The 12131-nt window shown below is 38.4% G+C and carries 12 protein-coding genes; 11 read left to right on the forward strand and 1 reads right to left on the reverse strand.

Features of this window, described 5'->3' with window-relative positions; translation table 11 throughout:
- Window positions 1-88: 88 nt before the first annotated feature.
- The 7 genes from ruvX (at window position 89) to K348_RS0109880 (ending at window position 7651) form a co-directional block, all read left to right on the forward strand.
- Window positions 89-514 carry a Holliday junction resolvase RuvX gene (gene ruvX, locus K348_RS0109850; RefSeq protein WP_029904804.1) on the forward strand — a complete coding sequence of 142 codons (426 nt, stop codon included), beginning with the start codon at window positions 89-91 and terminating at the stop codon, window positions 512-514.
- Window positions 515-524: 10 nt separating this feature from the next.
- Entirely contained in the window at window positions 525-1088 is a 564-nt protein-coding gene (gene def / locus K348_RS0109855; RefSeq protein ID WP_029904805.1) for a peptide deformylase, read from the forward strand.
- A 19-nt stretch (window positions 1089-1107) separates the two neighbouring features.
- Complete coding sequence (locus K348_RS0109860) at window positions 1108-1920, forward strand: polysaccharide biosynthesis/export family protein (protein WP_029904806.1); 813 nt, start codon at window positions 1108-1110, stop codon at window positions 1918-1920.
- A gap of 1 nt (window position 1921) precedes the next feature.
- A complete protein-coding gene (locus tag K348_RS0109865) occupies window positions 1922-2668 on the forward strand; it encodes a polysaccharide biosynthesis/export family protein (RefSeq protein WP_029904807.1) in 747 nt (248 codons plus the stop codon).
- Window positions 2669-2706: 38 nt separating this feature from the next.
- Window positions 2707-5112 (forward strand): exopolysaccharide transport family protein, encoded by a 2406-nt coding sequence (locus K348_RS0109870; RefSeq protein ID WP_029904808.1) that lies wholly within the window; start codon window positions 2707-2709, stop codon window positions 5110-5112.
- 95 nt (window positions 5113-5207) lie between these two features.
- Window positions 5208-7253 (forward strand): tetratricopeptide repeat protein, encoded by a 2046-nt coding sequence (locus K348_RS0109875; protein WP_029904809.1) that lies wholly within the window; start codon window positions 5208-5210, stop codon window positions 7251-7253.
- Window positions 7250-7651, forward strand: coding sequence for an ASCH domain-containing protein (locus K348_RS0109880; RefSeq protein WP_029904810.1), 402 nt, complete (start codon window positions 7250-7252; stop codon window positions 7649-7651). The genes K348_RS0109875 and K348_RS0109880 overlap by 4 nt, the downstream gene beginning before the upstream one ends.
- 29 nt (window positions 7652-7680) lie before the next feature.
- Here K348_RS0109880 and K348_RS18770 read toward each other — a convergent pair whose 3' ends face one another.
- Window positions 7681-8523: a hypothetical protein gene (locus K348_RS18770; protein WP_051697759.1), complete on the reverse strand. Its 843-nt coding sequence runs from the start codon at window positions 8521-8523 to the stop codon at window positions 7681-7683.
- Window positions 8524-8751: 228 nt separating this feature from the next.
- Here K348_RS18770 and thrS point away from each other — a divergent pair, with 228 nt between their 5' ends.
- The 4 genes from thrS to rplT all read left to right on the forward strand — a co-directional run bounded on the left by thrS (window position 8752) and on the right by rplT (window position 12102).
- Window positions 8752-10704, forward strand: a complete 1953-nt coding sequence (gene thrS, locus K348_RS0109895) for a threonine--tRNA ligase (RefSeq protein ID WP_029904812.1) — start codon at window positions 8752-8754, stop codon at window positions 10702-10704.
- Between the two features lie 72 nt (window positions 10705-10776).
- The gene (gene infC / locus K348_RS0109900) at window positions 10777-11406 is read left to right on the forward strand and encodes a translation initiation factor IF-3 (RefSeq protein ID WP_029904813.1); all 630 of its coding nucleotides are present in this window, start codon (window positions 10777-10779) and stop codon (window positions 11404-11406) included.
- Window positions 11407-11459: 53 nt separating this feature from the next.
- Window positions 11460-11657, forward strand: coding sequence for a 50S ribosomal protein L35 (gene rpmI / locus K348_RS0109905; RefSeq protein ID WP_029904814.1), 198 nt, complete (start codon window positions 11460-11462; stop codon window positions 11655-11657).
- Window positions 11658-11757: 100 nt separating this feature from the next.
- Window positions 11758-12102 carry a 50S ribosomal protein L20 gene (rplT, locus tag K348_RS0109910; RefSeq protein ID WP_006798843.1) on the forward strand — a complete coding sequence of 115 codons (345 nt, stop codon included), beginning with the start codon at window positions 11758-11760 and terminating at the stop codon, window positions 12100-12102.
- Window positions 12103-12131: the final 29 nt, after the last annotated feature.

Below are 12131 nucleotides of genomic sequence, written 5' to 3' on the forward strand. Positions count from 1 at the left end.
AACTGGTATGGATTTGTTCCTGTAAGTGGTATTTACCTGATTTTCATGCAAAGAAATAAAGATTTTTTATCTACCTTTGCAACTTGATATGGGACGATTTTTGGCTTTAGATTACGGTACAAAGCGGACAGGAATAGCAGTTTCCGATATTCTTAAGATTATAGCAAACGGCTTGACTACTGTCCCTACACATACCCTATTCGATTATCTGAAAATCTATTTGGAGAGAGAAGATGTGGAACGCATCATTGTAGGGCTTCCTAAACAGATGAATAATGAATATTCAGAGAATATGAAACATATTCGGCCGTTTGTTAAGAAACTACAATCACTTTATCCGGACATTCCCGTTGAATATTACGATGAACGTTTTACATCAGCCTTAGCTCAAAAAACAATAATTGATGCGGGTCTTAAGAAAAAAGACAGACAAAACAAAGCGCTTGTAGATGAAATCAGTGCTGTTATTATTCTGCAAAGCTATATGGAAAGTCTGCGATTACAAAACAAATGAACAATAACATATGATATTACCCATATATTTGTACGGCCATCCGATATTAAGAAAAAAGGCTAAAGAGATTACGGCCGATTATCCCAACCTGAAAGAACTTATCGATAACATGTTCGAAACCATGTATAATGCAGACGGCATAGGACTGGCTGCACCGCAGGTAGGGCTTGACATCCGCCTCTTCGTTATCGATCTGGAACCTTTGGCCGAGGATAACCCGATGTATTCAGGCTTTAAGAAAGTTTTTATTAATCCTGTAATTGTGGAAGAAACGGGTGAAATAGTAAAACTGGAGGAAGGATGCCTCAGTATTCCCGGGATCAATGAAAACGTAGACCGCGAAGAAAAAATAAGAATCCAGTATTTTGATGAGAACTTTGTTGCCCATGATGAAACATACGAGGCGTTTTTTGCCCGTTGTATCCAGCATGAATACGATCATATAGAAGGAATACTTTTTATCGACAAAATATCGGGTATACGTAAGCAGTTGATTAAATCGAAATTAAACAATTTGATAAAAGGACGGGTAAACTGCCGTTATAAAGTAAAACCTTCGGATAGTAAAAATTGAGAAACCGGATATATAATTTATGAAAAGCGTCACGAAAGCACTTTTGTTATTATTCTGTACCATTTGCTTTTTCAGTTCCTGTATAACGAACAAGCAAACTGACTTGTTGCAGGATATCAAGCTAAATTACCCTCAGTTGATGGTTAAAGCCGAAGAATACAAGATTATTCCGGGCGACCAGCTAAGCATTATAGTTTATGCATGGGATCCCGAAACCGCAAATATGTTTGCCGGCTACAGTCCTCAATTCACATACAGAGGTATAAACGAATCGACGGGTGTAAGTGTCGGTTCTGAAATAAGAAGTTTGGAAAACACATGGAATATCAGGCCCACCAATGTTTACGCTGACGGTACAATCAACTTTCCTTATATCGGAAAAATATATGTTCAGGGTATGACACTTTTACAAATAAAAACTACTATAAGTCAAAAACTGAATACTTTTTCGGAAGGAACTATGGCCGATGTTACGTTAGCAAACAGATATTTTAGTATATTGGGAGAAGGAGGCGCTAATAGGATTACCATGACTAATACATCGATGACAATATTTCAGGCGTTGGCTATTGCATCTAATATAGGTCCTTATGGAGACAGGTCTAAAGTTACGATCATCAGGCAAAATGCAAATGGTTCAATAACTAAAACTTTTGACATTAGAAGTAAAGAAATTATAGATACAGAATTCTATTATATACAACCCAACGATGTTATTTATGTACCACAGACAAAGAGCAAATTCTTAGGTGCAACAACATCTTTTACCGGAGTCTTCGGATTGTTGGCATCATTAGCCGGAGTTGTAATACTAATTCTTAGAATTTTTTAATATGAAATACACAATATATTTTCTGATATTCTGCATATCTATTACCGGACTGTTTTCTTCATGTATATCCAGTGAGGAAACAAACTACATGCAAGCCATAAACAAACAATATCCAATGCAGGATTTTACAGAATACAAATTAAATGTGGGCGATATGATTACCTGTGCCATTTCATCTAGTGACCGTGAGCTTGTTGCTACATTTAACACCGTACTGACCAGTAGCCAAAATATATTGAAAACTTACACGATCTATGAAGACAGTACTGTTATTCTCCCCTTTTTCGGTACAGCCAAGATTGCAGGCCATACGATTCAAGAATCGGAGATCATTATCCAAAGAATTATGCAAGAATCTGTAAAGGATGTACAAGTGAAAGTAACAATGGCAAATAATTTCTTTTATATTTACGCTAACGATAAAAGAGGAGCATATCAAGTATATAAAGAAAACTTAACTATATATCAGGCTTTGGCTATTTCTCAACAAACAACAGGTTTAATGGATCTGACCAAAGTAAGCATTGTAAGAAAAAGTGAAGACGGAAGCACACAGGTTAAAACATTTGATTTGAGAAGTCAGGATGTAATACAATCGGAATTTTATTATATAAAACCGAACGATGTTATTTACTTCCCAACAAATAAGAACTCTTTCTTTAATATTAGTTCGCTAAGTTCATTTGTAACGACAATGACCATACCACTGCAATTCCTGCTTTATTCAATTATATACAGAGGTTTCTAACTGAGTTTAGTTACGGATTATAGAAAAAGGCTATAAATATGGATAACAATAATAAGAAAGTAATAGAATCGGATCCCTATTTTGAGGAAGTAAAGACAAAGACAAATATATCGTTTGACTTTGTTCTTTGGTTCTACCGCATCCTCAAATATTGGTATCTTTTCATTATATCGGTCGGATTATTTTTGGCTTATGCATATATTAAAAATAAGTCATGGGTTCCCGAATATTATGTTCAGGCACTGATGATCCTAGAAGACCGTAATTCGGCCAGTGTAGTCGCAGGATCGGTACCGACAGGAACACTTTTGCGCAATACGGAAAACCAACAGATTGTGTTGAGGTCATACGGATTGACTGAACTAACTGTAAAAAGTCTTCCGTCTAAAATGCGGATAGACTATTATATACAAACCCGTTTCAAATATATTAGTCTGTATAGCGACACGCCTATCGAGGTTGAAATGATAGACATAAAGCCGGAAGCTTATTATTACTCGTTCGATATCTCATACATAGATGAAGATAAATGCGAAATCAGCTATAAGGAAAATCCCGAATCGGAAACTAAGATATCTCTCATAGTGCCTTTCGATCAGGAAATAGATTATAAACTTTTCAAAATCAAACTGCACAAAACAGCTCATTTCAGGACGGATATAAAAGGTGCTTTCAAACCGGATATTTCTACTTTCAGCTTCCGATTTCTTTCTGAAAGCCAGTTGATCGGTATGTATAGCGGGCGAATCCAATCCTCTCTCCAAAATAATTCTTCCATTTTGGCTATTTCTCTATCGGGAACAAATCCTACGAGAGATATCGATTATCTGAATGTCCTACTCGATGAGTTTGAAAAATATAATCTGGGTCTGAAAAATGAACAGGCTGAACTGACCATAGCCTTCCTCGACAATCAGCTCAAATTAATAAACGATTCATTAGATATTTCACGTTTCAAATTAGAAAAATTCCAAAAAGAAACAGGGGTATATGATGTCTCGTCGCAATCCTTACGAATAGCACTCGATAGTGCCGACAGAGAAAAGGATGCCTTGTCTTTGCGGGAGAAATCAATATTACTTCTTACCGAAAAAATGAAAGAAAAAATCCTCGGTACCGATGATCTGATGGATCCTGCCAGCATGAATATACGAAATGTAAAACTGAGTGAGTTTGTTAGAAATTATAACGAGTTATTACAAAAAGCAAGGAATCTGGGAGCTAGAAATCCTCTCTACAATAAAACTGTAGACGAATTGAATGACTTAAGAACCAAGATTCTGCAGGAAATTCAGGTTGTTCAGATTAATCTACAAAATCAAAAAGATGCATTGGTCAGGAAATATGAAGTATTACAGTTAAAGATTGACAATCTGCCTCCTCAGGAACGTGATCTGATAAAGTTCCAAAGAGAATTCCGCGTCAATGAAATGTATCACCAGTATTTGACACAAAGACAATACGAAGCAAAAATACAAAAGGCATCAAACACACCTGATAACTTTGTATGGGAAGCTCCTCGCCAAATGGGCGGTGCAATAAACGGCGGTATAATAGGTCAGAATTACACCTATTATTTCATGATAGGACTTATACTCCCTTTATGTTTTGTAGTTTTAAAAGAGGAAATACTTAATTTCTCGATTACAACAAAAGAGGAATGTGAAAAGATATCCGGGCTACCGGTTATCGGAACGATAGAAAATGTGTCAAAGAAACTCAGCAATGGTGTCGTCCTCGTCAAGAATTATCCAAAATCGAGCTTTGCCGAATCGTTCCGTAATATGCGTGTGCGTATAGAATACATGGCGCAAAGGGAAAATAAGATCATGGTTCTTGTTACCTCGACCGAACCTGCTGATGGGAAAACTTTTATTGCTACCAATATTGCATCTGTATATCAGCTTATGGGTAAGAAAGTTGTAATTGTCGACTTAGACTTAAGGCGCCCATCCGTAGCAAAAACATTACAGATAGATTCCCAGAAAGGAATATCGAATTATCTGATCGGACAAGTATCGCTTGAAGAAATAATCTATACACACCCCGATTATGGCTTCGATGTAATACCGGCAGGGACACTGCCGCCAAACCCTAGTGAGTTGATAAAAACAGCAAAAACTAAGCAGGTATTGGAGTATCTTAAAGAACAGTACGATTATGTTGTTGTCGACTGTAGCCCTGTCGGACTGGTATCCGATGCATATATCTTATCCGAGATTGCCGATACTACACTGTTTGTCGTTCGGCGCGCCAAAACTAACAAATCATTCTTCAAAAGTGTGATCACTCAATTGAAATATGACGGTGTAGAAGATATAGCCCTTGTGTTCAATGATGTAAAAGGAAGGGAAGGGTATTATGGTACGTCCCGCTATTACGGAGACAGGACATATTATCTGAAAAAGAACTCTTATTATCACGACGATTATTTCGAAAACTAAAAAATATATTAAAAAGAGAGACTGTGATAGCCTCTCTTCTTTTTTGTTAACGTATTATTCATATATTTGCTGCTCAATGATTAATACAATCTATCGTGAAGAGATTTATATTTTCGTTACTACTTCTCATCAATAGTCTTTTTACTATTGCGCAGATTAACACAGACCGCGTTATACTGATAGGGCGGAATTCGCTCTACTTCGAAGACTACGTATTGGCAATACAATATTTCAATCAGGCAATAAAAGCAAAGCCATATCTGGCTGAGCCTTACTTCTACAGGGCCATTGCAAAATATTACCTCGACGACTATAAAGGTACAGAAGACGACTGTACACTTGCCCTGGAGCGCAATCCTTTTATGTCAAAAGCATATCAGCTGCGCGCCGATGCACGACAGAACCAGAACAAGTACGATGGTGCGCTCGAAGATTACAAAACATCGCTGGAGGTATATCCGAACGATAAGTTTGTGCTCATAAATATGGGTATAGTCAACATACAGAAAAAGGATTATGATGAAGCTGAAAAGTACCTTAATACTTTGTTGAAATCATATCCGTCTTATACTCAGGGTTACCTTACCAGAGGGGCGCTATATCTGGAAAAAGGCGATACGATACAGGCATTTGACAATTATAACCAAGCTATAAAACTCGATAAATATCTGCCACAGTCTTATTCGATGCGCGGTTTATTATATTACTACAAAAAAGATTTTGACAAATCACTTGCCGATTTCGACGAAGCCGTACGTTTAGAACCGCTTCAAGCCGGTAATTATATCAACAGGGGATTAGTGCGCTATTCTAAAAATGACTTGCGTGGAGCGATGTCTGACTACGACAAAGTCATCGATCTGGATCCGAATAATATTATAGCACGCTTTAACCGTGGTCTGTTAAGATCGCAAGTAGGTGACGATAATCGGGCAATAGCCGATTTCGATGTGGTTATTAATTTCGAACCGAACAACTATATCGCCTATTTCAACCGTTCACTGATTAAAAATAATATTGGTGACTACAGCGGAGCATTGGACGACCTGAATACAGTTCTGGCAGAATATCCTGAATTCTATCACGGATTTTACGCAAGGGCGGAAATTAAACGCCGCCAAAACGACCTGAAAGGAGCGGAGCGCGATTTCAATTATGCGCGTAACGAAGAGAGCCGTAAGAATAAGGAGATTGCGGCAGGACAAACAGAAGAGCAAGCAGAAAAAACCAGAGAAAAATCAGATAAAGACATCGATAAATTCAACCTGCTTGTCGTAGCCGATAAGACAGAAGAAGAAAAGAGCAAGTACAACAATGACAGCAGAGGCCGTATACAGAATAAGCAGGTGAAGCTCGATCTCGAACCTCAGTTTGTAGTATCATACTACGAAAAGCCTAACGATATACGTCGATTTGTCTACTTCAGCCAGTTGATAGATAACCTGAATAAACGGACAGTATTGCCTAAAAAACTGCGGATAACCAACAGTGAGGCATCACTCAATGAATTTCAGATAGAAGAGCACTTCAAATCTATAGATGATCTGTCGAAAAGAATTGCCGAGCAGCCTGCAAACGCCGACCTTTATTTCGCACGGGGAATGGATTACATGCTTGTTCAGGATTTCGTAAGTTCTGTTGAAGACTTTAATAAGGCTATCAGCCTCGATCCAAAATTTACATTGGCATACTTCAATCTGGCGGTTGTATATACTAAACAGCTGAACCTGAAAGAAAACGTTCCTGAATATGAAAAGAAGCCGGAACAGACAGACTTCACTACGTTGGGAGGAGGGAAAAAAGACCCTACACTGCCGGCAACGACTGTTATTGATCCGGGCAAAATGGAATATGACCTAATAATAAAGAATTATAATAAAGTTATTGAACTGAACCCTGAATTTATCTACGCATACTATAATCGTGCCGGAATACGATACAAACAGAACGATTTCCGCGCAGCGATTCTCGACTATAACGAAGCATTGCGTCGCGACCCTGAGTTTGCCGAAGGCTATTACAACAGGGGTTTGGCACGTTTTCAGGTGAAGGATAAGAACCGCGCGCTGGACGATATGCGCAAAGCCGGAGAAATGGGCGTTGTGGAAGCATATAGCATTATTAAGCGGATGACCGAATGATTATAAAGCAGCAAATTAAATTTGGTGGTACGGATAAAGATATAGATGAACTTGCCCAAAAAGTTTTATCCGGAGAAAAAACTGCAACTTCGTCATTGCTTGCCTACTATAAGGCGGGGCTTAAAGAATTAAGCACGGTAGGCGATCTTTTATCTGTTTTGGATTCGTCGGATAATATAGTCACTATTGTTAAGGTTACCCGTATACAAATTATCAGATTCGGAGATATCACAGAATCGTTTGCTATCGAAGAAGGTGATGAAAGCTTAGCCAACTGGAAAGCGATTCATCACCCATATTATATGCAACAGTTAGCTGAAATAGGAGAAACTTTGACCTATGATACAGAACTTGTCTGCGAATGGTTTCATATAGTAGATGAAGAATTTAAAGATTGATTGATCTTTATTCAATCGGAGATAATATTTTATTCTTCTTCATATTTGTCAAGTCGTTTTTCTAATCTTCCAATCTGTTTTTGCTGGTCTATAATATATAAAGTTAATTCTTCTACTTTTTGTAATAATTTCATCTGCATATCATTTACACTCACCCCCATTTCTTTCATTTGTTTTTCGGATGGAATTTCGGGCAAATGCTTGTTATCTTTAACGAAAGCCTCAACATCTGATAGCGGCTTTAATTTATAATCAGATTCAAATACAAAATCGGGTGCCTTATTGACTTTTATTTCCACTTCATCAGCGATTATTTTTCCTCTCACATCTAGTTTAGCCTTAGGATTTTCTGTCCCGAGACCAATATTTCCTGTTTGATCAGTTGCTGAAAAAACCTCAACAGGATAAGCTCCTGTAACATCTGTCTTACCGGCAGGATCATAAAAACTTACCGGAAAATATTTTGTTCCAACTAGAACATTAGATTGCACCGGATTTAACAAAATGGATTCTATATAGAAAGTAGCCCATTTGTGCGCAATTTCTACTACAAAATCATATGCATTATCAGATTCATATATTTTAAACACATATGTATGAGCATCATGACTACCTCCATTTCTATGCATAACTACTCTAAGGCCGTTTCTTATAGATATCATATAGTTAGATTCACCCAGATTGGCATTTCCCACTGTTCCTCCAAAAATTTTTATATTTAATTTACTGCGAGGCGTCGTTGAGCTTTTAGATAATGATCCCAATAATAACCATTTTGTACCGTCTTCTTCTTTAAAATATGAGTATCCCTGAGCATTGGAATAAGAAAAGGCAATAATTAAAAGACTCGTAATCAATAAAAGTTTTTTCATAGCTATAAAATTTTAGATTATTTGAAAATTATGATTTGTCTCCTTTTATAGATAATTTTAGTCCGCAAAGATATTCGTTTTTATGGTTTTATCAATATTTACTAATCATATATATTTTTCACCCTAAAATATGAAGGACATTATCATTAAGTGTGCAAAAATGATTACTTTTGCAAGTTGGAAAAAGCAGCTTGTTTGTAGAAGCTGCATAATTAAAATAGAAACTAAATGATAAAAATTACATTTCCGGATGGTTCTGTACGCGAATTTGCGAAAGGAATTACATCGATGCAGATTGCAGAAAGCATCAGTTCGCGTCTGGCGCAGGAAGTCCTCGCCGCTAAAGTCAATGGTGAAATATGGGATTTGACCCGCCCGATTGACACAGATGCGACGGTCGAACTGCTGAAATGGGAAGACGACGATGCAAAGCATGCATACTGGCATTCTTCGGCCCACCTGATGGCCGAGGCTGTACAGATATTGTATCCACATGCTAAGTTCGGTATCGGCCCGGCTATCGAAAACGGATTTTATTACGATATAGACTTTGGCGATACTCCGGTGAAAGACTCCGATTTCCCTAAGATAGAGGCAAAAATGATGGAACTGATTGCCAATAAGGAAGAGATTAAACGCCAGAGTATTTCGAAAGCAGATGCATTGAAAATGTTCGATGACCGTCACGAAAATTATAAGGTCGAACTTATCAACGACCTTGAAGACGGGACTATCACTACATATACACAGGGTGTGTTTACAGACCTGTGCCGTGGCCCGCATTTGCCAAATACATCTTACATTAAGGCAGTAAAAATCCTGAGTGCAGCAGGTGCGTACTGGCGTGGCGATGAGAAGCGCAAGCAGCTTACCCGCCTTTACGGTATCACTTTCCCTAAAAAGAAAATGCTGGATGAATATCTTGTGATGCTGGAAGAAGCGAAGAAACGCGACCACCGCAAAATAGGTAAAGAACTGGAATTGTTTGCTTTCTCTGAAAATGTAGGTAAAGGGCTTCCATTATGGCTTCCACGGGGAACACAGCTGAGACTGAAACTGGAAGATTTCCTGAAAAAAATTCAGAAGAAATTCGAATATCAGCAGGTAATGACTCCGCATATCGGCAACAAGACATTATACGTAACTTCGGGGCACTATGAGAAGTACGGAAAGGATTCTTTCCAACCTATCCATACACCGGAAGAAGGCGAGGAATTCTTATTGAAACCGATGAACTGCCCTCACCATTGTGAGATATACAAACTGTTTCCGCGCTCATATAAAGACCTGCCTGTGCGCATGGCCGAATTCGGAACAGTGTACCGCTATGAACAAAGCGGGGAACTTCATGGTTTAACAAGAGTTCGTGGTTTTACTCAGGATGATGCGCATATCTTCTGTACTCCGGAGCAATTGAAAACAGAATTTCTTAAAGTAATGGATATTGTTTTCATCATATTCAAAGCACTTGATTTTGAAAACTTCGAAGCACAGATATCTTTACGCGACCCTGAAAACCGCGAGAAATATATCGGTAGCGACGAAAACTGGGAAAAAGCTGAACGCGCCATTATCGAGGCCTGTGAGGAAAAAGGCCTGCCTGCAAAAGTGGAGCTTGGAGAAGCTGCTTTTTACGGTCCGAAACTCGACTTCATGGTAAAAGATGCTCTCGGACGCCGCTGGCAGCTGGGAACCATACAGGTAGACTATAACCTGCCCGAACGTTTCGAACTGGAATATACCGGTGCCGACAACCAGAAGCACCGTCCGGTGATGATACACCGTGCGCCGTTTGGTAGTATGGAACGTTTTATAGCCGTACTTATCGAACATACAGCAGGTAAATTTCCGTTGTGGCTGGCGCCTGATCAGGTAGTAATCCTGCCTATCAGCGAGAAGTTCAACGATTATGCTTATCGTGTAAACGGTTACTTTAATCAACAAGGCATTAGTTCACAGGTTGATGACCGAAACGAGAAAATCGGGCGTAAAATACGCGATAACGAATTGAAAAGAATACCATATCTTCTCATTGTGGGAGAGAAAGAAGCAGAAACAGAAGAAGTTTCTGTAAGAAAACAGGGCGAAGGTGATAAAGGTTCGATGAAATTTACTAACTTTGCTGCCCGATTGAATGAAGAAATGGAAAAAATGATGAATGCATGGGAACATCAGTCCTAAGTATTCATTATTTATATATTTGATAATTAAAATTTTACAATAAGAAAAAAAAGAAATTCTAACAGTTTTTGAATGAGGAACAACAGATTTAATAATCGTAAAGAAGAGTTACACAAAATCAATGGAAACATCCGGGCCAGAGAAGTCCGTCTAGTCGGTGACAATGTAGAACAAGGTGTATACACCATACACGAAGCCTTACGGCTGGCTGATGAACTTGAACTTGATTTAGTTGAAATATCTCCAACAGCTGATCCCCCTGTATGTAGAATTACTGATTATCAAAAATTTCTTTATCAATTAAAGAAAAAACAGAAAGAAGCTAAGGCGAAGTCTGTGAAGGTGGTTGTAAAAGAAATACGTTTCGGGCCACAGACGGATGATCATGACTTTAATTTCAAGTTGAAACATGCGAAAAGCTTCCTGGAAGAAGGATCGAAAGTAAAAGCTTATGTATTCTTCAAAGGCCGTTCCATCCTGTTCAAAGAACAAGGCGAAGTGCTATTGCTACGCTTTGCTACCGAACTGGAAGATTACGGAAAGGTAGACCAGCTGCCTGCACTCGAAGGTAAGAAGATGATCATGATGATGTCTCCTAAAAAGCAACCTGTAAAAGCGGCTCCGGTAAAACCGAAAGAAGGTGAGAAAAAACCGGATAAGAAAGAACAGCCGAAAGAGGAAGAAAATAGTTCTGAAGAATAAACAATACATCAATATGTATTTGTGTTTTTAAATAATTAAATTAAAAAACTGAGATGCCAAAAATGAAGACTAATTCCGGTGCCAAAAAGAGGTTCGCCCTTACCGGATCAGGAAAAATCAAAAGAAAACATGCTTTCAAAAGTCACATTCTGACTAAGAAAACGAAAAAACAAAAGAGAAACCTTACTCACGCAACTCTTGTTCACAAATCTGACGAGAACGCAGTGAAGAAATTGTTAGCTCTTAAATAACCATTCGTTTACTAAAAAGCAAGTTAAAAGATTTATTAACCGGATGTATGCACCAAAGAGTTCCGAAAGGGAGCCGCTAACATTCAAAACATCGTAAATTATGCCAAGATCAGTCAATCATGTTGCTTCACGCAACCGCAGAAAAAAAGTACTAAAACTAACAAGAGGTTACTACGGAGCCAGAAAAAATGTTTGGACAGTAGCCAAAAACACATGGGAAAAAGGTCTTACCTATGCATTCCGTGACCGTCGCGCTAAAAAACGTAACTTCCGCGCATTGTGGATACAGCGTATCAATGCAGCTGCACGTCTCGAAGGAATGTCTTATTCCCGCCTAATGGGCGCGCTTCACAAAAACGGAGTGGAAATCAACCGTAAAGTCCTTGCCGACCTTGCAATGAACCACCCAGAAGCATTCAAAGCAATTGTAGATAAAGTGAAATAAATATACTTTTTATATAAAAAGACCGGATA

Origin of the sequence: Prevotella sp. 10(H) (assembly GCF_000711235.1) — a bacterium.
Classification (GTDB): Bacteria; Bacteroidota; Bacteroidia; order Bacteroidales; family Dysgonomonadaceae; genus Dysgonomonas.

What these genes read in the sequence shown, in the direction of transcription:
- ruvX (WP_029904804.1), top strand. Translation starts at nt 89, where the DNA reads ATGGGACGATTTTTGGCTTTAGATTACGGTACAAAGCGGACAGGAATA.
- def (WP_029904805.1), top strand. Translation starts at nt 525, where the DNA reads ATGATATTACCCATATATTTGTACGGCCATCCGATATTAAGAAAAAAG.
- K348_RS0109860 (WP_029904806.1), top strand. Translation starts at nt 1,108, where the DNA reads ATGAAAAGCGTCACGAAAGCACTTTTGTTATTATTCTGTACCATTTGC.
- K348_RS0109865 (WP_029904807.1), top strand. Translation starts at nt 1,922, where the DNA reads ATGAAATACACAATATATTTTCTGATATTCTGCATATCTATTACCGGA.
- K348_RS0109870 (WP_029904808.1), top strand. Translation starts at nt 2,707, where the DNA reads ATGGATAACAATAATAAGAAAGTAATAGAATCGGATCCCTATTTTGAG.
- K348_RS0109880 (WP_029904810.1), top strand. Translation starts at nt 7,250, where the DNA reads ATGATTATAAAGCAGCAAATTAAATTTGGTGGTACGGATAAAGATATA.
- K348_RS18770 (WP_051697759.1), bottom strand. Translation starts at nt 8,523, where the DNA reads ATGAAAAAACTTTTATTGATTACGAGTCTTTTAATTATTGCCTTTTCT.
- thrS (WP_029904812.1), top strand. Translation starts at nt 8,752, where the DNA reads ATGATAAAAATTACATTTCCGGATGGTTCTGTACGCGAATTTGCGAAA.
- infC (WP_029904813.1), top strand. Translation starts at nt 10,777, where the DNA reads ATGAGGAACAACAGATTTAATAATCGTAAAGAAGAGTTACACAAAATC.
- rpmI (WP_029904814.1), top strand. Translation starts at nt 11,460, where the DNA reads ATGCCAAAAATGAAGACTAATTCCGGTGCCAAAAAGAGGTTCGCCCTT.
- rplT (WP_006798843.1), top strand. Translation starts at nt 11,758, where the DNA reads ATGCCAAGATCAGTCAATCATGTTGCTTCACGCAACCGCAGAAAAAAA.